Annotated in this window: 18 protein-coding genes; 12 read left to right on the top strand and 6 right to left on the bottom strand. The window is 25.5% G+C overall.

Translation table 11 applies throughout. The annotated features are described in order from the left end of the window. The first annotated feature begins 233 nt into the window (after positions 1–233). From DR020_RS11135 to DR020_RS11120, 4 genes are all read left to right on the top strand, one after another. Positions 234–1,574: an AAA family ATPase gene (locus DR020_RS11135; protein ID WP_112365983.1), complete on the top strand. Its 1,341-nt coding sequence runs from the start codon at positions 234–236 to the stop codon at positions 1,572–1,574. Between the two features lie 7 nt (positions 1,575–1,581). Next, positions 1,582–2,958: an LlaJI family restriction endonuclease gene (locus DR020_RS11130; RefSeq protein WP_112365982.1), complete on the top strand. Its 1,377-nt coding sequence runs from the start codon at positions 1,582–1,584 to the stop codon at positions 2,956–2,958. A 160-nt stretch (positions 2,959–3,118) separates the two neighbouring features. Then, positions 3,119–4,939 carry an AIPR family protein gene (locus tag DR020_RS11125; RefSeq protein WP_112365981.1) on the top strand — a complete coding sequence of 607 codons (1,821 nt, stop codon included), beginning with the start codon at positions 3,119–3,121 and terminating at the stop codon, positions 4,937–4,939. Positions 4,940–5,585: 646 nt separating this feature from the next. Next, positions 5,586–6,785 carry a macrolide family glycosyltransferase gene (locus DR020_RS11120; protein WP_112365980.1) on the top strand — a complete coding sequence of 400 codons (1,200 nt, stop codon included), beginning with the start codon at positions 5,586–5,588 and terminating at the stop codon, positions 6,783–6,785. An 82-nt stretch (positions 6,786–6,867) separates the two neighbouring features. On the opposite strand, the gene DR020_RS11115 is transcribed toward DR020_RS11120, so the two are convergent. Both DR020_RS11115 and DR020_RS11110 read right to left on the bottom strand, forming a co-directional pair. Continuing rightward, positions 6,868–7,107 carry a hypothetical protein gene (locus DR020_RS11115; protein ID WP_112365979.1) on the bottom strand — a complete coding sequence of 80 codons (240 nt, stop codon included), beginning with the start codon at positions 7,105–7,107 and terminating at the stop codon, positions 6,868–6,870. Positions 7,108–7,180: 73 nt separating this feature from the next. Then, positions 7,181–7,489: an ArsR/SmtB family transcription factor gene (locus DR020_RS11110; protein ID WP_055257437.1), complete on the bottom strand. Its 309-nt coding sequence runs from the start codon at positions 7,487–7,489 to the stop codon at positions 7,181–7,183. Between the two features lie 245 nt (positions 7,490–7,734). Here DR020_RS11110 and DR020_RS11105 point away from each other — a divergent pair, with 245 nt between their 5' ends. The 6 genes from DR020_RS11105 (at position 7,735) to DR020_RS11080 (ending at position 16,136) form a co-directional block, all read left to right on the top strand. Beyond that, on the top strand, positions 7,735–8,619 hold the full coding sequence (locus DR020_RS11105; RefSeq protein ID WP_112365978.1) for a radical SAM protein: 885 nt from the start codon (positions 7,735–7,737) through the stop codon (positions 8,617–8,619). 59 nt (positions 8,620–8,678) lie between these two features. Next, positions 8,679–9,221: a flavodoxin family protein gene (locus tag DR020_RS11100; RefSeq protein WP_055257439.1), complete on the top strand. Its 543-nt coding sequence runs from the start codon at positions 8,679–8,681 to the stop codon at positions 9,219–9,221. A gap of 228 nt (positions 9,222–9,449) precedes the next feature. Then, the gene (locus DR020_RS11095) at positions 9,450–10,709 is read left to right on the top strand and encodes an NRAMP family divalent metal transporter (RefSeq protein WP_055257440.1); all 1,260 of its coding nucleotides are present in this window, start codon (positions 9,450–9,452) and stop codon (positions 10,707–10,709) included. Between the two features lie 320 nt (positions 10,710–11,029). Then, entirely contained in the window at positions 11,030–12,688 is a 1,659-nt protein-coding gene (locus DR020_RS11090; protein ID WP_055257441.1) for an alpha-keto acid decarboxylase family protein, read from the top strand. Positions 12,689–12,907: 219 nt separating this feature from the next. Next, entirely contained in the window at positions 12,908–15,247 is a 2,340-nt protein-coding gene (locus DR020_RS11085) for a GumC domain-containing protein (RefSeq protein WP_112365977.1), read from the top strand. 28 nt (positions 15,248–15,275) lie between these two features. After that, on the top strand, positions 15,276–16,136 hold the full coding sequence (locus DR020_RS11080) for an alpha/beta hydrolase fold domain-containing protein (protein ID WP_082663359.1): 861 nt from the start codon (positions 15,276–15,278) through the stop codon (positions 16,134–16,136). 98 nt (positions 16,137–16,234) lie between these two features. Here DR020_RS11080 and DR020_RS11075 read toward each other — a convergent pair whose 3' ends face one another. Continuing rightward, positions 16,235–16,573 carry a phage holin family protein gene (locus tag DR020_RS11075; RefSeq protein WP_055257444.1) on the bottom strand — a complete coding sequence of 113 codons (339 nt, stop codon included), beginning with the start codon at positions 16,571–16,573 and terminating at the stop codon, positions 16,235–16,237. 188 nt (positions 16,574–16,761) lie between these two features. On the opposite strand from DR020_RS11075, the gene DR020_RS11070 reads away from it, so the two are divergent. Beyond that, entirely contained in the window at positions 16,762–17,013 is a 252-nt protein-coding gene (locus DR020_RS11070; RefSeq protein ID WP_055257445.1) for a hypothetical protein, read from the top strand. Between the two features lie 113 nt (positions 17,014–17,126). Here DR020_RS11070 and DR020_RS11065 read toward each other — a convergent pair whose 3' ends face one another. After that, entirely contained in the window at positions 17,127–18,887 is a 1,761-nt protein-coding gene (locus DR020_RS11065) for a 1-deoxy-D-xylulose-5-phosphate synthase (RefSeq protein WP_112365976.1), read from the bottom strand. A 286-nt stretch (positions 18,888–19,173) separates the two neighbouring features. Between DR020_RS11065 and DR020_RS11060 the strand changes: the two genes are divergently transcribed. Then, on the top strand, positions 19,174–19,872 hold the full coding sequence (locus DR020_RS11060) for a hypothetical protein (RefSeq protein WP_058991730.1): 699 nt from the start codon (positions 19,174–19,176) through the stop codon (positions 19,870–19,872). A 63-nt stretch (positions 19,873–19,935) separates the two neighbouring features. On the opposite strand, the gene DR020_RS11055 is transcribed toward DR020_RS11060, so the two are convergent. Together DR020_RS11055 and DR020_RS11050 are read right to left on the bottom strand one after the other, a co-directional pair. Then, positions 19,936–20,211 (bottom strand): hypothetical protein, encoded by a 276-nt coding sequence (locus DR020_RS11055; protein ID WP_055257448.1) that lies wholly within the window; start codon positions 20,209–20,211, stop codon positions 19,936–19,938. 66 nt (positions 20,212–20,277) lie between these two features. Continuing rightward, positions 20,278–21,138: a hypothetical protein gene (locus DR020_RS11050; protein ID WP_112365975.1), complete on the bottom strand. Its 861-nt coding sequence runs from the start codon at positions 21,136–21,138 to the stop codon at positions 20,278–20,280.

Below are 21,138 nucleotides of genomic sequence, written 5' to 3'. Positions count from 1 at the left end.
TTATAAAATTTAGAAAACTAATTCATGAAAATGACTTTTTAATTGTATTAAAAATAAAAGAAACATTTTATTACCAATTTTACGGAGTAAGGTTAAAAGATTCAACATGTAGTATCGGAGAATTATCGATATTAAATAATAAATTTAAAAAAATTGATAGTATTACTTTTTTAGATATTAAATCTATCTTACAGGTAGAAAAGTATGATAAATTTAAAGAGTATAAAATAAAAATGTTTAAAAAGTGGATGAAGGATAATGGGTTAAAAATAAAATCAATAAATAATTATATTAGTGCAATAAAAAATGCGTATAAAGACTTTAAAGTAGATATATTTGATCTTGATTATGGTAAGTTTGATCTTTTTTATAACCAAGTAAAAAATAATAGTGAGTATAATGATATTATTAAAAAGAATAATAACTATTTAAGTTCTGCATTAAAAAATTATTATAAATTTACTAAGTTATTGGATAATCACCAAAACATAAAACAACCTTATAATAGAATAATTTTTGGAGCACCAGGAACAGGTAAAAGTTATAAATTAAATAAAGATATTGAAGAAAATCAATTAAAGGATTCATTTGAGAGAGTAACATTTCATTCAAATTATACATTTTCTCAGTTTGTTGGTTCTTACAAACCTGTAAGTAGAATTAAAGAAGGTTCAGATGAAAAAGAGATAAGATACGAATTTGTTCCTGGGCCATTTCTTAGAGTTTTAGTTGATTCTTTAAATGATGAATCAAATGGAACACCACATGTTTTAATTATAGAAGAAATAAATAGAGCTAATCCTGCAGTGGTTTTTGGAGATGTATTTCAATTACTAGATAGAGATGAAACTGGAAAAAGTGTCTATAGTATAAATATTTCTGAAGAAATAAAGGAATACTTAGAAAGCCAACAAATAAGCATACAACAGTTATATATTCCGAGTAACATGTATATTTGGGCAACAATGAATAGTGCTGATCAAGGTGTTTATCCTATGGATTCAGCATTTAAAAGAAGATGGTCTTTTGAATATATAGATATTGATGAAAATCAAGAAAATATAGCAGACAAAAAAATAAAATTAAAAAGTTCAAAAGACGATTATAAAACTTATAGATGGAATGAATTACGAATAGAAATTAATAAAGTTTTAAAAAAAGCAAAAGTAAATGAGGACAAACTACTAGGACCATTTTTCTTAAGTAAAACGGAATTATCCAAAACAGGAGAAGAATTTGATAATATATTTAAAAGTAAAGTTTTGATGTACTTATATGAGGATATATTAAAGCATAAAAAAATAGATTTATTTGTAAAAGAAATTAAAGTATCAGATGAAGAGATATTACAAGTAAATACTCTATCTGATATAATGAAGGCTTATGATAATGGGAAAGTATTTAATTTTTCAATAAAGGAGATAGATAATACGACATTAAACACAAATAAAAATAATTTAATTAATTATAATAATAAAGAAGAAACTGTAATAAATAATGAATATGAATATGAAGAGGGAAAAGAAAATTTTGATAAAGTAGCAGAAGAACAGGCTTCTTTTAATTTGGAGTAATTAAGTTATGATAATATTAAAGGAATTGAAGTTCTACTCAAAGGAGCAATTGGCAATTGAATTTGATACTGACCCTAAAATTCTAGATAATATACTGCATGTATTAGTTCAAAGGGGTATCGTAAAATATAATACAAAAAGTAACATACAATTTTCCTATGTAGGGATAATTATCGTTGAAAATAAATCTATATTTTTTTTACCTAAATATTTTAATTCTTCAGATGAACTAGAGCACAAATTAGTTCTAAAAAATATATTAGTCTTATTGAATGAATTTACTCAAAGAGAAAAACTAGAATCAAATAATATAGAAGATCTAGACTTTGATATAGAAAATTTAAATAATAATATAATATCAATAATTACTTTTTTGTTAGATGATTATATAGAAAATGGTATATATCAAAATGAAATAGATTCTTATGAATTGAATGGTGCTGGTGATATAAATTGGTGTAAAACAATGGATGAGATAGATCCGATTGTAATAAATAATCAATGGTTTTATTCTGATTTAATAACTAATAAAAGTTTAATCGATAGTGATAGATTTATTACTATGTTACATGTAAAAGTAATAAATGAATGCTTAGATTTTCTCAATAAAACTGGTCTAAATGACTTTTTAGATTATAATGTAGATATTTTTGAGAATGCTCTTGATGATCTACAAGACATTTATAATATAGAAAATGAAATATATAAAGAATTAAGTATTCAATTTAATGATAGAAAAAGAAGAGTTTTATTTGCTATTAAATTTTATTTGGAAAAAAAATCAAGTAATGATGGTGAATATATTACATTATATGGAACTAGAAATTTTAAATGGATATGGGAAAAAATATGTGGATATGTATTTGATAATGAGTTTATCAATGTAGGAAATAAAAGCAAATATGAGTTTTATGGAATTGAAGCTCCTATTTGGAATATTGGAAATAATACTTGCTCAAATCGTAAAGTAAAAAATGAAATAGAATTGAAGAAAAATAGGCTTACTCCTGATATTTTAAAAGTGTTCTCTAAAGATAATAAAAAGTATTTGCTTATACTAGATGCTAAATATTATAATATGACATTCAAAAATGAAAAATTGCAAGGAAACCCTGGGATTGAAGATATAACTAAACAGTATTTATATCATTCAGCCTTAAAAAAATATATTAATAATAGAATAGACGAAGTTATAAATGCATTTCTTTTTCCTACTCAAGAAAATACTCATATACAAGGTGAGGTATATTTGGATTTTATGAAGTCTCAATATTCTAATGAAAATATCAAGTTAGTTCAACTTAATGTTAATAATATAATAGAAATGTATTGTAGTAATAAAAAATATAATATTAAAAAATTTATAGAAATGGTGAAAGGCTAAATAAAATATTTAAAGACCTAAATAAATTTTAATACTTTTTATATTAAAAAATACCTATTAAACCATTAAAAACATAATAAATGAATTTTATTGAATCTAATTCTAAGACTAGAGTATAATTATATAAATAAACAATATAATTAAAAATATTTAAAAGAGGGTGACTAAAATTAATTTACAAGAATTTAAAGAATCAGTAATTGAAGAAATTAAGGAATCAGCTGAGTTAAATAAAAATAATATTAGTAATGAATTTATAAAATATTTTACAAATAATTTAAAAGAATTAGAAGAATTTGATGATTTTACAGAATGCTATTTTGAAATGATAGGATTACGTAAAAAGCATATCAAAATAGATGGTTATAATTTTGATTCTGTTGATAAAAGTTGTATGCTATTAATTAGTGATTTTAATCTTGAAGATGATACTATGCTTAATAATAAGCAAATAAGTAATCTTTATTCAAAAGTTAAAGCATTTATAGAACATTCTGTAACTAATCGTATAAGTGAAGAAGAGGAAAAAAATAGAGAAGGCTATGAATTTGCCGAACTAATTAAAGAAAAAATATCTCAAATAACAAAATTTAAAGTCTATATTATTTCCAATAAAGATATAAGTGAAAGAGTTAAAAGTATAAAAAAAGAAGATATTTATGGAGTTCCTGTGGAATTAAATGTATGGGATATTCCAAGATTGTATAACCTTGTAAAGGCAAATATGGCAAAAGAAAATATAGAGATAGACTTTAATGATTTTGAAATTAAAGGATTAAATTCAATATTAGCTGTAGATTGTGAAAATCAAAATTATAAATCTTATCTTACAGTAATTCCAGGAGACATATTAGCTAAAATATATATAGAGTATGGTGCAAGATTATTAGAAGGAAATGTTAGATCGTTTTTAAGTGTAAGAGGAAAAGTAAATAAAGAAATTAGAAAAACTATAATATCTAAGCCTGAAATGTTTTTTGCATATAATAATGGAATTGCAGCTACTGCAACATCTATAGAAACTGATATTGATAAGAATGGATTAATAATAAAGAAGCTTACTAATTTGCAAATAATAAATGGTGGACAAACCACAGCCTCTATAGCAAATGTTGTATTACAAGATGATAGAGATGTTTCTAATATAATGGTTCCTATGAAGTTATCGATAGTTGATAATGAGAAAGCTGAAGAAATAATTCTTACTATTTCAAGATGCGCAAACAATCAAAATAAGGTTGATGAAGCTGATTTTTTTGCAAATCATCCTTATCATATAAAAATAGAAGAATTATCAAGAAAAATATATGCACCTGCGGTGAAAGGAAATCAATTTGAAACAATTTGGTTCTACGAGCGAGCTAGAGGGCAACATACTCAAGAGCAAATGAAACTAAATAGAACTGAAAGAAAAAAATATTTGTTAAAAAACCCAAAATCTCAACTAATAAAAAAAGTTGATTGGGCTAAATATATTAATACTTACAAAGGCTATCCCCATATAGTAAGTAAAGGGTCACAGGCTAATATGAGATATTTCGCAAATGAGATAGGTAATGAATGGAAAGAAAATAGTGAAAAATTTGATGTATCATACTACAAAAAAATAATTTCATTGGCAATAATTTTTAAGGATACAGAAAAAATAGTATCTAATCAAGACTGGTATAAACTAATAAAATCATATAGAGCTAATATTGTTACCTATAGTTTAGCTATTATATTTCATCATATTAAAGAAAACTTAAATAGATATGATTTGGACTTCAAAAAAATATGGAATAATCAAGAGATCTATAAAGAACTTGAAGATCAGATAATAGTCACAACAAGAGAAGTTTATGATTTTATAACAAGAGAAGATAGAGATACTTTAAATGTAACAGAATGGTGTAAAAAGGATATGTGTTGGGAAAGGGCTAAAAAAGAACATTGGACTATAAATAATAGTTTTGTACAAACTCTAATTAGCAACAATTAAATAAGTTTTATTTTAAGAGTATTTTAATCCTTATAAATACAAATAAAATTAATAACAAAAATGTTAGGGGATAAATTATGTGAAAATTAATATGACATGATTACAGAAAAGAGGCAAAAAAATTAGTATAAAAATAATAATATAAAATAAGTATTTAATACTTAAAAAAGAAGAAGAATATTAGATTAACAATATTCTTCTTCTTTTTATTTTTTTACTATAATGAATTTATGATAGAATTAAAATATGATTTCTAGTAATTATAATATCTATTATTTCCAACACGATAGTATATATTGATGTAGCAATTATAAAATAAGGCTAATAATACATATGAAAATAAGCTAACTTATAAGTTGAAAACAAAGGAAGGAAAAACATAATATGAAAGAAAAATTAACTTTAAAATTATTAAAAGAAAGATATGCAGTAATAAGATTAGAAAAAGATGAATCTATTCCAACTTGGGTATTTGTAGGAAAATTTAATTAAAGAAAATAACATAAAAAAAGTTATTAATACATTAATGAGTAATGATATAAAGTATCTAATAGTTAAAATTTTATCTATCTTCGCCTCACTTGTTCTTTATTATTATGGAATATATAATTAGGACATACTAATATATATTTAAAGGAGGAATTTTATGTCAAAAGGATTATTTATATCTCTACCAGCTCATGGTCATATTAATCCTACTATTGGTTTAGTTAGTGAACTAGCTAAAAAAGGAGATGAAATAGTTTATATTACTGCTGAAGAGTTTAGAGATAAATTTGAAAAAGTTGGAGCTAGATTTGTTGGTTATAACTTTGAAGGTGGTTCTGCAAGTTTAAATATAAAAGAAATTGCTAAAAATGCATCAGATTCAAGTGATTTAGTAAATGTTGTGAAAAAAGTTATGGAACAAGCTATGATTAAATATAAGATTGCAGGAAGTAAAACAATAGAATTAGCTTTAAGATTAAATGAGGAATTTGATTATTTAGTTATAGATGATATTTTCACATTAGATATAAGTGAAGTTATAAGTAAGCTTAAAATAAAGAAAGTAATAAGTACTGTAACAATGTTTGCTTTAAATGCAAAGCTAAAAAGCAATATGTATAGTACATTCTTACCATCAATTATGAAAAATGAAAATGATGTTTGTCATGGATTTGATAAACTTGCAGGAGGAAAGAAAAAACTAGATGAACAAATAGATTTAAGATTGGTATTTACATCTGAATATTTCCAACCATGTAGTGAAGAATTTGACGATTCATTTGAATTTGTAGGACCTTCTATATTCGATAGAAACGAATTAACAGATTTTAAAATAGAAAAATCAAATGATAAGAAGTTAATACTTATATCTCTCGGAACAATGGCTAATGAAAACTTGGATTTTTATAGAAATTGCTTTGAAGCATTAGGTTCTAGAGAAGATATAGATATTATAATGTCAATAGGAAAAAGAATAAATATAAATGATTTAGGAGTAATTCCTAAAAATTTTAAATTATATAATTACATACCTCAACTTGAAGTATTAAAGCAAGTTGATTTATTTATAACACATGGTGGAATGAATAGTACAAGCGAAGGATTGTACCATAATATTCCTCTAATTATAGTTCCTCAATTTGGTGATCAAGCCACAGTAGCTAAAAGAGTTAGCACTCTTGGAGCTGGTATCGCTTTAATAGGAAGAGATAATTATACAGCAGATTCTATAAAATTAGCTGTGGATAAAATTTTATTTGATAATTTATATAAAGAAAACGCATTTAAAATAGGTAAATCATTAAGAGATGCTGGTGGCTATAAAAAAGGGGCTGAAATTATAAAGAGTATTTTATAAAATTTTTAATATATATATCTAAAACAAGGTACATTTATTTAATAAATGTACCTTTTAAAACTTATTATATAAAATAAAGGGTTTATTTTTTTGCTCTATTTTTTTTATATTCCTCATTAATAGCATCTATATCTACATCAAAGTTAGGATTTTCTATTATTGAATCTGCTAAATTACATAATTTGCTTGCTCCTGCAAAAAGCAATAATTTTTTTGCATCCATATTTGATTCTAATGGATTTGAATTAATAGCCACTTCTAATGATTTTTCTTCAACCATTTTAAGTAAATCTCTCATTTTTTTAATATCATTTATATCCATTTTTATTCACTTCTTTCTAACAAATTATACAAGCTAATCATAACATATAATTATATTTATTTAAATTAAAAGATTAAAATTCAAGTTCCATCCATTTTGCTATTTCTCGTATGGTTTTTTCATTTCTTCTAAAATAGGTATATTGCCCAATACATTTTGATTCTACAAGTTTTGCTTCTTGTAATATTGATAAAAATTCAGATATAGTAGACTGACTTAATCCTGCTGTTTTTCTTATGGAGCTTACGCATACACCACCTTGAAAATCATCATCAACTGATAAATGTTGTGGATCGAATTTATTTTTGGGATCTTTTAACCATAATAATATATTTAATCGAGTTTTATTTCCTAAAGCTTTAAAAATTTTTATTTTATCCATTTTAAATTCCTTTCAGTTCATTTAATATCTGTATATTAACATTCTCATTAAACTAATTTTACACTAAAATTTTATATAAAAAAATAATTAGTTACATAAAATACCTTGACAATTATAAAAATAAGTAATAATATTTATTAAATCGGAATTTACCGATTTAATAAATATTTTAATTTATATATAATTAATAAAATCTTAGAAAAACTAATGATTAAATAGCCTATATGTAGGAAGGAGAAATTAATATGCATTATGAAGGTCCAATTTATAGACCACCAGTTGAAGCTGATACACTTTTATTACAAGTTACTGTAGGATGTGCACATAATAAATGTAGCTATTGTGCTATGTATAAGGATGTATGTTTCAAAATGGAACAACTAGAACAAATAGAAGAGGATTTAAAAGAAGCTAAAAGTATTTATGGAAGTATTGATAGAATATTTTTAGTAAATGGAGATGCTTTTGTTTTAAAGGCTGATTATCTAAAAGCGATAGCACTTAAAATAAAAGAATATTTTCCAGAATGTAAAACAATAACAATGTATGCTTCAATACAAAATATAAAAGCTAAAACAGATGAAGAATTAAAAGAATTAAGAGGATTGTGTATAAATGATTTATATGTTGGAATAGAATCAGGAGTTGAAGAAGTTGTATCCCACATAAATAAAGGTCATAGTGTTGAAGAGGCAAAAAAACAACTAGCAAGATTAAACAAGTTTAATATAACTCATATGGCATTACTTATGTTAGGTGTAGCAGGAAAGGGAAATGGAGAAAGAAATGCTAAACAAACTGCTAAATTCTTAAATGAAACCAAGCCAGGTCTTATATGGGTTGGAACTTTAGGAGTTTTTGAGGGAACAAAAATGCATGAAGAGGTTAAGGAAGGAACATTTATAGAAGCTTCTGAAATGGAAAACTTAATGGAATTAAAAACCTTAATCAATGATATTAAATTAGAAAATGTTCCTTTCTATTGTGTACATACCACTAATGTCATACCAGTATTAGGTATGTTGCCTAGAGATAAAGAAAAAATGCTAGAAAAGATAAATTCAGGTATTAAAAGTCTTGGAGAAGAAGCTTTATCTAAAACATTTAAAAGAACTAGTGAAATGAGTTAAATTAAAAATATTTGGTTAATATAAAAGTTATTTATAATTATAAGGAGTGTATAATTTACATGAAAAAAATTATGATTTTAAATGGTAGCCCTAGAAAGAATGGAAACACATCAACATTAATAGAAAAATTCTGTGCTGGTGCTAGACAAGAAGGAAATGAATGTGAAGTATTTCACCTTGATAGTATGAATATAAATGGATGTAAGGGCTGTTTTGGCTGTGATAAAAATAGGGAGTATCCATGTGTTCAAAAAGATGATATGCAAAAAATATATTCGTCTTATAGAGAAGCAGATGTTGTAGTTTTGGCATCTCCACTTTATTATTGGCATTTAAGCGGACAGCTTATGATAGCGATAAATCGTTTATTAGCTGTTATGAGAACAAATAAAGATTATCATATAGATAAAAAAGAATCAGTTCTTTTAATGGTTGCTGAAGGGAATGAATTTGAATTATCAGTAGATTATTATAATACACTATTATCATATATTGGATGGGAAAATAAAGGTATTATATGTGTTGGTGGTGTTAAAAATCCTAAAGATATTGATAATAATAAAAAATTAAATGATGCATATAATTTAGGTACATCCATATAACATAATATAAAAAATGTGATTAATTTAAAGTTAATCACATTTTTTATTTAATTTTGTTAATAAATTATAAATAAAACCTATTAAATTGTTAATTTTTTATAAACAAATTTTATAGGTTTTAGACTAATATTATATTTACTACACTAAACAAATATGATAATATATTAGTAACATAATTGATAATAAATATCATTTAATTTTAATTATCGGTATCAATAAGGAGGAATAATGAATATAAACGTTAGTAAAGTAAATAAGCCTAGAATGGGCAGTGGAAAACGATTTTTACTCATGTTATCTGCTATGGGACCAGGAATTGTAGTAATGTTAGCGGATACAGACGCAGGGTCTATAATAACTGCAGCACAAACAGGTGCTCAATGGGGATACAAATTAATAGGGCTTATGCTTATACTCATTCCTATATTATACATAGTACAAGAACTTACAACTAGAATAGGAATTGTAACTAAAAAAGGTCATGGAGAGCTTATAGAAGAAACATTTGGTAAGGGATGGGCATGGCTTTCAGTTTGTACGTTATTCGTGTCGACAATAGGTGCTTTAATCACTGAATTTTCGGGAATAATGGGTGTTGGATTATTATTTGGAGTATCGAAATGGATTACAGTACCACTTGCGGTTGCAGCTCTTATATTATTAAGTGTTACTGGAAAATACAAAGTGGTCGAAAGAGTTGCCATTGTAGTTGGGGCTTTTGAACTTGTATTTATACCTGCTATGATATTTGCCAAACCAGATTATACATCTGTTATGATGAGTTTAGTTGGAAGCCAACCTTTAAATAGTTCAGCTTATTGGTTAATGATTTCTGCAAATGTAGGAGCAGTTATAATGCCTTGGATGGTATTTTATCAACAAGGTGCAGTAGTGGATAAAGGATTAACAGAAAAAAATCTTAAAGCAAGTAGAATAGATACCATTTTCGGTTCAATAATAACACAACTTATATGTTGTGTAGTAATTATAGCGGTTGCAGCGACAATAGGAATGAAAGACCCAAATGCATCACTTAATACAGTACAACAAATTAGTCAAGCTTTAACACCATTTTTAGGCGAAGCTACAGGAAAAATACTATTTGCAGTTGGACTTACAGGTGCAGCGCTGGTTGCAGCTATAGTTGTTACATTAGCCTCTTCATGGGGATTTGGAGAAATATTTAAAAAACCATCTAGCTTAAATTGCAAATGGAGTGAAGCACCTGCATTTTATATATTTTATAGTACGCTTTTAATAATAGCTGGAATTATAGTATTGTCAGGAATTCCATTAGTACCATTAACATTAGGTGTTGAAATTTTAAATACAGTTCTTCTTCCGATAGTTTTAGGCTTTTTGATAGCTTTGGCTTGGAAAGTTCTACCTAAAAAGCATGCTTTACATTTGTGGGAAAAAATAATTTTAATCATTATATATATCGTTATAACAGTGTTAGGAGTGCTTACCTTATATTTAACATTCTAAATATAAAGTTAATAGAAATAGACTACATTAAACTTTTATTTAAATGTAGTCTATTTTATTATTTAAAATAATCTGAATATTTTAAATAAGATGATAAGAGTGTATCTTATGAATAAACTATATTTTATGAATAAAATGATAGTATTGTAAAAAAAAGAAAATTTACGATAGACAGAGAAAATAAGATTTGTAAACGCTAAAAATTTAAAAATAACATCAGATAAATCGTTTATATTAATTTTTACTAAAAGCTATTTAAAGGTGTATTATATATACATAGTTTATCTTATAAATAAAAAATGAATTGGAGGAAATACATAATGAAAATAACAATTGCAGAATACTTATTAAAAAGATTAAAAGAAGTAAATGTAGAGCATATGTTTGGAGTTCCTGGAGATTATAACTTAGGATTTTTAGATTATGTTGAAGATTCTAAAGATATTGAATGGGTTGGAAGCTGTAATGAACTTAATGCAGGATATGCAGCAGATGGATATGCAAGACTTAGAGGATTTGGTGTAATACTTACAACTTATGGAGTTGGTTCACTTAGTGCAATAAATGCTACAACAGGTTCATTTGCAGAAAATGTTCCAGTATTACATATATCAGGTGTACCATCAGCTTTAGTTCAACAAAACAGAAAGCTAGTTCACCATTCAACTGCTAGAGGAGAATTCGACACTTTTGAAAGAATGTTTAGAGAAATAACAGAATTTCAATCAATCATAAGCGAATATAATGCAGCTGAAGAAATCGATAGAGTTATAGAATCAATATATAAATATCAATTACCAGGTTATATAGAATTACCAGTTGATATAGTTTCAAAAGAAATAGAAATCGACGAAATGAAACCGCTAAACTTAACTATGAGAAGCAACGAGAAAACTTTAGAGAAATTCGTAAATGATGTAAAAGAAATGGTTGCAAGCTCAAAAGGACAACATATTTTAGCTGATTATGAAGTATTAAGAGCTAAAGCTGAAAAAGAATTAGAAGGATTTATAAATGAAGCAAAAATCCCAGTAAACACTTTAAGTATAGGAAAGACAGCAGTATCAGAAAGCAATCCATACTTTGCTGGATTATTCTCAGGAGAAACTAGTTCAGATTTAGTTAAAGAACTTTGCAAAGCTTCTGATATAGTTTTACTATTTGGAGTTAAATTCATAGATACTACAACAGCTGGATTTAGATATATAAATAAAGATGTTAAAATGATAGAAATTGGTTTAACTGATTGTAGAATTGGAGAAACTATTTATACTGGACTTTACATTAAAGATGTTATAAAAGCTTTAACAGATGCTAAAATAAAATTCCATAACGATGTAAAAGTAGAAAGAGAAGCAGTAGAAAAATTTGTTCCAACAGATGCTAAATTAACTCAAGATAGATATTTCAAACAAATGGAAGCGTTCTTAAAACCTAATGATGTATTAGTTGGTGAAACAGGAACATCATATAGTGGAGCATGTAATATGAGATTCCCAGAAGGATCAAGCTTTGTAGGTCAAGGATCTTGGATGTCAATTGGATATGCTACTCCTGCAGTTTTAGGAACTCATTTAGCTGATAAGAGCAGAAGAAACATTCTTTTAAGTGGTGATGGTTCATTCCAATTAACAGTTCAAGAAGTTTCAACAATGATAAGACAAAAATTAAATACAGTATTATTTGTAGTTAACAATGATGGATATACAATTGAAAGATTAATCCACGGACCTGAAAGAGAATATAACCATATTCAAATGTGGCAATATGCAGAACTTGTAAAAACATTAGCTACTGAAAGAGATATACAACCAACTTGTTTCAAAGTTACAACTGAAAAAGAATTAGCAGCTGCAATGGAAGAAATAAACAAAGGAACAGAAGGTATTGCTTTTGTTGAAGTAGTAATGGATAAAATGGATGCTCCAAAATCATTAAGACAAGAAGCAAGTCTATTTAGTTCTCAAAATAACTACTAATATATATTATATATAAATAAAAATTAAAAAGATTGTAAATTAAATTTAAAGGTGACTTCTATTAATAGAGGTCATCTTTTTATGCTTATAAGTTTAATTTTATAAAATACAATTAGTAATTAAACACTTTATAAGAAAAAATTAATCTTTATTTGAAAAGTTAATTGTATAATTATAAAATAAGCTATTTTTATTTAATAATAAATGGGAGGAGTTCATATGCCTTATACATTATTAATTAACAAAGAAAAATTACGAAATTTTTTATATGAAAATAAATCTATTTTAATAAATGGTATTTTACACCTAGATTATATACCAAACAAAAAACTTATAAATGCTACAAAGATATATGAAGTAGATAATACTCATGTGATTGCTTTATATGATACAACATTTTTAAAATCTGGTAAGGATGGTTTACTAATTTGCGATAATTTTATAGGGATTAAACACACATTTTGTAGTGCAGACAAAATATCCTATGAAGATTTAATCATAGGTGGCATAGATTGTGAGAAAAAAATAATGTTAACAAACAATAAATCATTGCATTTAAGTAAAGATGAATTTATTAAATTTTTTATGATGTTAAAGACATTTTTAATATCAGAAGAAAAAACATTAAAAAATATATATGAAAACTATGTAAATAATAAGTTAAATGATATTAAATCTAAAATTAAGGAGAATATATATACAAATCTTGAGCATGATTTCTTAATTTTAAATAAGGTAATTATAAAACGATATAATATAAAAACAGATACAATGCTATATTACTTAGGTTGTTTAATCTTCCTTGAAAAATTTAATTTTCAAGAAGTTGATAAATATTTTTTAAAACTCAAAGAGTTAAATCAATTGAATGAAGATATTATGACTAAATTAAAAGAAAATATAAAAATAAGAAAATTACAATATCAATTTAATTTATTAGCAGATAAAAAAAATAAACTTATCGAAAACCATGAATATGATCAAGCAGTAATAGTTGTAAACAAACAAAAATCATTAAATATAAAGCCTATTAAAGAATTAGAGAGAGAAATATCAAGAATTAAAACATTAAAGGAAGATTACATAGTATCTCTTGAAAAGAGAGTACAAGAAACATTGTTAAACGGAGAATTTGATGAAACGTTTAACATTTTAAATACATTAAAAGAAATAAATCCAAAAAAATCTTATACTAAAGAATATATAATAACTCAAATTGAATCTCTTGATTTTTTAGGTGCTATGATAAATATACAATCTATACCCAAAAGTAATTATGATTTGGCAAATGAATTAAAAAATAAATTACAATTAAAAAAAGAAAAAGCTAGTAAAACAATTAAAGAGGCTATAGAAAGTAAAAATTATAGTTTTTTTAAAGAAAATAATAATTTAAAATATCTTAAGGATAAATGGGGCATATCTCCACTTATGCATTTTGTTATCAAGGAAGATTTAGATGGAATTAAGTTATTAAAAGATACTTTTGATATAAACGATACAAATATAGTAGGTCATACAACTTTAAATCTAGTAGCTTTATCAGACTCCTATAAATTTAAAAGTGAAGCTTTTAGAATTTTAGATAATGATTTAGATAAAATGTTTAAAATGCTTAAAACTAAAAGTACAATAGGAAAATTTAAAAAGCTTGCCTTAAATGGAGGAGAATTATTAAATAATAATGCTATAATTCGATATGATATAGAAGAGGCTACTGCCTCTTATGAACAATCAATAAATAAATCAATAAAAGATATAGAGCAAGAAATACACTCTTACTTAGATAATTTAATTTATGAAAATGAAAAGCAATTTAAAAGATTAATTATAAATTCTAAAAATTACATAGATGAAATTGATAATCTTAAAAAACTAAAAAATGATATTATAGATTCTATAAAAAGCATAGAAAATCGTAAAGAAGATGTTAAAAATTCTCTAGAAAATAGGGTAAATGAGGTCGTAAATGAAAATTTAAATGAGTATATAATGGAGGCTGTAACTTTAGAAATTGGAGAAAAAAATGAGTTTGAAAAAACTACGGATTATGAAAAACGCAAAAATTTTAAAATAGATGATATAACAAAGACATATAAAGAAAATAATTATATTAAAGAAAAAATAGCTGCTTTAAAAATTCAAATAACAGAGGAAATTGACGAAGATGTTAAAAAATTAGAATATACATTAAAAAATAAAAATGAAGAATTAATAAAATTAAAGAATAAAATTAAAGAATATTCTTTTTTGGTTGATTCTGGAGTGACTATTAACATTGATGATATATTTAATTATTATTACGAAAAGTATAAAAAGACTATTAATATAGGTGTATATAATGCTGATTTAGAAGTTTTTAATGCAAAAGTGAATAATGAAGAGGTAAAAATACCTGTTCCTTTGAGCATAGCTAAAGAGTTTAAAGAAAATTTTACAATATTGAATACCAAATATGAAAAAATTGTTTCTCAAGAAAATGAAGAATATACGGTAGAACATTTTTTTGTGTATGAATTTAAAGGAAAAAGGGTGAAAATACCTTTTCTTAAGTCATAATTTAATGAATAAATGAGGTGATTTTTTAATGAGTTTTTCGGCATGGTGTTTAAGAACCACATTCCGAATATTTGATGTAAAACATGGGGGTGGTAAATTTTTGATGAATGGTGGTGATTATAGTAATCCACCTGATAAGATGTTAAAGGGTTTACATAAAGAATGCAGACAAGTAAATGGTCAAAATGTATTTACTCTTTATAAAAATAAAGGTAACAAAAAAGCTATATTATATTTACATGGTGGCTCATATATTAATAGTTTTGCTAAAGCTCATTGGAAGTTTTTAATTAATATTGCTAATAAAACAAATAGAGATATAATAGCACCAGATTATCCTTTAGTGCCTCGTACATATAAAGAATCTTATGAAATGGTTATAGAAATTTATAATGATATGTTAAAAAAATATAATAATGATAATATTATAATTATGGGAGATTCCGCAGGAGGGGGATTTGCTCTTGGATTTTGCATGTATTTAAGAGATAACAATATACCTCTTCCACAAAAAAATATTATGATTTCCCCATATCTTGATATGGCTGAAACAAATCCTGATATTGCTGCCATGGAAAAAAACGATCCTTGGCTTAGTTATGAACTTGCTGAAGAAACAACTAAATATGCAGGAGAAGATGATTTACATACTCCATACTTATCACCTATGTATGGAGAACTAGATAATTTAAATGATATGTACATATTTTTTGGAACGTATGATATGCTATATCCAGATGGAATAAAATTTAAAAAAATGTGTGAAGAAAAACAAATAAAACTTAAATTTACTGAAAAGAAAAAGATGATGCATGTATATCCAATACTTCCAGTTAAGGAAGCAAAGGAAGCATTAAAAGATATTTTAGAAATTATTAACGAAAATTAAAAAATATTTTCTATAATATAATCAACAAATTAATAATTAAATTATAAAAAGTCTTCATTTTTAAATTTATTAAAAATGAAGACTTTAATATATTCTTATTATCTTACCAATCCATTGAATATCCAATTTAAAAAAGATAATAGAATTGAAGCTATAATAGCATTAAAAAATCCAACTAAACTAGCATTAGGTACTAGAAAAAAAGCAAGTTTTAGTATTATTGCATTAATAACTAAAGAAAATAAACCAAAAGTTAAAATAGTTATAGGGAATGAAAAAAACTTCATTATAGGTTTAACAGTAATGTTTAATGCACCTATAACTATTGACAATACAATTAATGTTCCTATCGAACCTATATACATTCCATTCATTAAATGAGAACAAATATATAAAGATAATGCACTAAAAAGTAAGCTTATAATCAATCTTTTCATAAAATCCCCCCGTATATTTCTAATGAAGTATAATTTATCATATATTAAATTTTATTTCAATAAGAATAAATAAATTTAATTTAATTTTAACCTTTTAAATAATAATATTGACATTGTTTCTATATTATATTATATTAAATTTAATGAAATTATATTTAATTTAATTTTTTTGGAAAGGACAGATAACTATGTACGATTATGTATTTGAATGGCTAAGGACAGCAACTAAAGAAGAACGACACTGTAAAGAGATGGAATCATTTGCAAAGAAACATCCAATATTATTTATGAAATTTCATAAACCAATGAGAATTATAGTTAATAATGATATTAATTCTCAAGAATACATAAAGGCTAAAGAAGATGTAACTAATTTATTTTCCAAAAATGAAAGTGCTTTCAAAGATTTTTTTGAAGCAGTAAGAAAAATGAGAGAGTAGGCAAATTTTATATACTTCTATATGAGATTTGTTCATTTTTAGAAATAAAAATATTAAAATATTTGCAAAATAAATCCTATATCTTAATTTAAGATATAGGATTTATTTTTGTATTATTTAAGAGCAGATTTTATATCATCAACAATTAATTCTTTTGTTAAGTGATAACGAGTATATAATTCTTCAACTGGTACGCTATCTGTAAATTCTTTAGTAGCACCAAAATTTAGAACTTTAACATCTTTATCTCCATAGAATCTAGCAATTTTTTCACCAAATCCACCATTTAATAATCCATCTTCAAGAGTTATAACTACTTCATGATCCTCTACAAGGCTATTTAACATATTTTTATCTAATCCTGTTATAAATCTTGGATTTATAAGTGTTGCATCTATTCCTGTTGTTTCTTTTAAATGTTTTTTAACTTCTTGTCCAAGTTTAAAGAAAGCTCCAAGTCCAATAATTGCAACTTTGTTTCCTTGAGCTACTTTTTTATAAGTGTTTAATTTGCTAAAATCAGGTTCAATTTTTTCTCCTGTTGAAACAACTTCAGCACTTGGAGTACGAACTACAACAGGTTGTTCTTGTTGATCTAATCCCCATTGAAGCATTGCAAGGTATTCTTCCTTACTAGTTGGAGCAAGATAAACTATGTTTGGTATATTAGATATTAAAGGTATATCGAATAATCCAAGGTGAGTTACATCAGCTCCTGATATTCCACCAGCATTAACAACTATAAGTGCAGGATTATTATTTATAGCAAGGTCTTGTGATAATTGGTCATATGTTCTTTGTATAAATGAACTCATAAATACAGCTACTGGTTTAGCTCCTTGAGATGCCATACCTGAAGCTAATGCTATAGCATGTTCTTCAGCTATTCCAACATCAATATATTGGCCTTTAAACTCTGGAGTTCTTAAACTATTAAGTCCCATAAATGATGGAGTTGCTGCAGTTATTCCTACAACTTTTTTATCACGTCTAGCATTTTCTTCTAAGAAATTACTTAAAATACTTATGTATGTTTCAGCTGAGAAATCTCCTAAAAGTTTTCCTGTTTCCAAGTCAAATGGCATTGTATAGTGGAAAGGTTCTTTATTTTCTACAGCTTTATCATATCCTTTTCCTTTAATAGTATACATATGAACTACTATTGGATGGTCTATATCTTTAACCTTTGAAAAAGTTTCAATTAAGGCTTCTATATCATGACCATCTACAAATACATAATCAAGACCTAAAGTTTTAAAGAAGTTATTTTCAGCTTGACCTTTAGTTTCACGAAGTAATTTTAAATTTTTATATAAACCACCGTGGTTTTCAGCAATAGACATATCATTGTCATTTACAACAATTATCATATTATTTCCTAACTCAGCAGCATTATTTAATCCTTCATAAGCTTCTCCACCACTTAAAGATCCATCACCAATAACAGCGATAACATTTCCTTTTTCACCTTTTACATCACGAGCTTTTGCAAGACCACAAGCTAAACTAACTGAAGTTGAAGTATGTCCTATTGTAAAAAAGTCGTGCTCACTTTCATGCTGAGAAGTATATCCTGTTACAGAATGATATTCTTCAGGATTTGTAAAAGCATTTTTTCTTCCTGTCAACATTTTGTGTGGATATGATTGATGAGATACATCATAAACTATTTTATCAACCGGTGAATTAAATACATAATGCATAGCTATAGTTGCTTCAACCATTCCAAGATTTGGTCCAAAATGTCCACCCTTAGTACTAACTTTTCTTAATAACGCTTCTCTTATATCTGAAGCTAATTCTTTTAATTCAGCTGTGTTAAGTTTTTTAACATCATCTGGTGTATTTATTTTATTTAAAATGTTAAAATCCATTTTTCCTCCTAAATATGTACAATTGTTTTTTTACTATATTATTTTAAAACAATTATTAAAATAGTTATTTCCGCTATATGTATCATTATATACCCTAGAGTTAACTCTAAGTCAATAGCTACTTGCTAAAAAAATACTAATATAAACAATTTAAAATAAAAAATATATAATTATATTACAAAAAATTACCACATAAAATATAAAATGTAACATTTTTCGACCATATTCAATATAATATATTAAGAAAACAAAAGAAATAAGATTAAATTTATGAGGTGTATAAATAATGAATGATGAATGTGAAAGAGATATAGTTAATGATTATTGTACAGATAATGTACAAGTAGATACAAGAGTTTTCTCTTCTGGTCAAACACAAAACGCAACTGGTGGAAATAAAGTATTAGTTAGAGTTGGTAATATAACAATTAGTCAACCTGTAAGAGATGAAATTTATATAGAAGAAGGATTTTATGATATAAAGAAAATTGAAAGAAGAGTTGTATTAGATCAAGTTTTCGTATCTGGTAACTATATATTTGGTCAAGGTTATATGTTAAAAAATATCTCTTATGCAACACCAGTAGAAGGAACAACTGCTGATTGTCCTACAGGATGTTTAGCAATGACAAATACTCTTAATGATATAACTGCAAAAGTTAAATTTGATTTTGCAAACCCAATAACTCTTGCTGGTCAAGATGTTACTGCATCTCCTAATATGGTTGAAACAGCTTATTTAAATAACTGTACAGCTGTATGTGATAGAGGATCAGTTTCTCAAGCAGATTGCCAAAGATATTATACTCAAACTGTAACTATTAACGAACCTTATCAATATGAATTAGATTCTTATACTATTAATGAAACAGTATTTATGAGCAATAGATGCGACGAAACTAGTAATTTATATGATACAATTACAGAAAAATTATTATTAAATCTTACTATATCTGTATACCAATATCAAGTAGTTGGTGCTTAACAAAATAAAAAAAGGTATGGGATTTATCTCATGCCTTTTTTTATTTTATTGCTTTATAATATTTTATTGAGCTTCTACTACTTCAGTAGATGTTCCTTGAGATTCTAATTGTCTTTCAGCTATTAAATCTTCTAAAGTTTCTTTAGTTTCCATTAATTCAGGTAAAGACATATTACTAAAGTTAGCAGATTGAGAAGGAACATTTATACCTTGTTGTCTTAAAAAATCATCTACTTTATTTTGATTTTTTTTGTATATATAATATCCTACGGCACAAACACCTACACCCACTAAAGCTCCTGTTATATGATCTCTGTTTATTTTTCCATTTAAAAACATAATATTTCCTCCTAAAAATTATTATATATTTTTTATATTAATTTAGAGATTTAACTCTAAAAAATATTATCTTAATGCATTATTAAAAAGTTTTGTACTTTTTTCACCAATCACCATTAAAGATGGGCCTTTTTCAAAACCTGATAAAATTTTATCCTGTGATTTAACTAATTCATTACTAGTTAAAACAAAATTTTTCTTCATAGTGCTTCCTTGTCCTTCAATAAACTTTTCTAAAAACATTTTTAAAGTGTTAGTCCTTTTTTTTCTATCTAAATCTGGAACAACTAATAAATCATAATAAGATTCAAGAGTTGATTGATTTTTTATCTCTCTAACATTAATCATAATTCTTCCATTTGAAGCATCAAAAAGATGTCTACCAAAGGTTGTAAGCCATGTTATAGCTGATGAACTTAGAAAGTTTCCTTTACTTATAGAGTTTATTAAATACATAACAGAAACAATTTCAGGGTCAAAATAACCTCGTTCATTTATTTCATTATAGGCATGTTCACCTATGGCACCTAAAGTAGTTCCAACAGCAGCCCAATTTAGAAAATCATGTATATTAGAATTTGTAGTTATATATTTACTAACACTACCTATAATTATTGTTGCTAAAGAGTAGTAAGTCATTGGCGGTATTTTTTTGCTAGATAATTTATGAACAAATCTTATAGGTATAAGGTCAAAGTCTTTTGAATAAGCAACTACAAACCTCATTATTAGCTCATCTATTGGAACCTTATAATCACTATAATTAAAAACTATTGATTTTGTAATTTTATTATAAACTACATCATTTATGCCATCTCTTTTTAGAAGTTCGTTAATAACTTCTTTTTCATTTCTTAAAGGATGGGACATTTTCATTCTTATTCTATCTTTTATGTTATGTGCTATAATAATTGTTGGATTATTCAT

The organism is Sarcina ventriculi (assembly GCF_900456775.1).
Lineage (GTDB): Bacteria > Bacillota > Clostridia > Clostridiales > Clostridiaceae > Sarcina > Sarcina ventriculi.
This window is presented reverse-complemented; position numbering and strand designations above follow the sequence as displayed.

Bases quoted from the DNA above. Each gene is read 5' to 3' on its own strand.
- DR020_RS11135 (WP_112365983.1), top strand. From the start codon at position 234: ATGTTTAAAAAGTGGATGAAGGATAATGGGTTAAAAATAAAATCAATA.
- DR020_RS11130 (WP_112365982.1), top strand. From the start codon at position 1,582: ATGATAATATTAAAGGAATTGAAGTTCTACTCAAAGGAGCAATTGGCA.
- DR020_RS11120 (WP_112365980.1), top strand. From the start codon at position 5,586: ATGTCAAAAGGATTATTTATATCTCTACCAGCTCATGGTCATATTAAT.
- DR020_RS11115 (WP_112365979.1), bottom strand. From the start codon at position 7,107: ATGGATATAAATGATATTAAAAAAATGAGAGATTTACTTAAAATGGTT.
- DR020_RS11110 (WP_055257437.1), bottom strand. From the start codon at position 7,489: ATGGATAAAATAAAAATTTTTAAAGCTTTAGGAAATAAAACTCGATTA.
- DR020_RS11105 (WP_112365978.1), top strand. From the start codon at position 7,735: ATGCATTATGAAGGTCCAATTTATAGACCACCAGTTGAAGCTGATACA.
- DR020_RS11100 (WP_055257439.1), top strand. From the start codon at position 8,679: ATGAAAAAAATTATGATTTTAAATGGTAGCCCTAGAAAGAATGGAAAC.
- DR020_RS11095 (WP_055257440.1), top strand. From the start codon at position 9,450: ATGAATATAAACGTTAGTAAAGTAAATAAGCCTAGAATGGGCAGTGGA.
- DR020_RS11090 (WP_055257441.1), top strand. From the start codon at position 11,030: ATGAAAATAACAATTGCAGAATACTTATTAAAAAGATTAAAAGAAGTA.
- DR020_RS11085 (WP_112365977.1), top strand. From the start codon at position 12,908: ATGCCTTATACATTATTAATTAACAAAGAAAAATTACGAAATTTTTTA.
- DR020_RS11080 (WP_082663359.1), top strand. From the start codon at position 15,276: ATGAGTTTTTCGGCATGGTGTTTAAGAACCACATTCCGAATATTTGAT.
- DR020_RS11075 (WP_055257444.1), bottom strand. From the start codon at position 16,573: ATGAAAAGATTGATTATAAGCTTACTTTTTAGTGCATTATCTTTATAT.
- DR020_RS11070 (WP_055257445.1), top strand. From the start codon at position 16,762: ATGTACGATTATGTATTTGAATGGCTAAGGACAGCAACTAAAGAAGAA.
- DR020_RS11065 (WP_112365976.1), bottom strand. From the start codon at position 18,887: ATGGATTTTAACATTTTAAATAAAATAAATACACCAGATGATGTTAAA.
- DR020_RS11060 (WP_058991730.1), top strand. From the start codon at position 19,174: ATGAATGATGAATGTGAAAGAGATATAGTTAATGATTATTGTACAGAT.
- DR020_RS11055 (WP_055257448.1), bottom strand. From the start codon at position 20,211: ATGTTTTTAAATGGAAAAATAAACAGAGATCATATAACAGGAGCTTTA.
- DR020_RS11050 (WP_112365975.1), bottom strand. From the start codon at position 21,138: ATGAATAATCCAACAATTATTATAGCACATAACATAAAAGATAGAATA.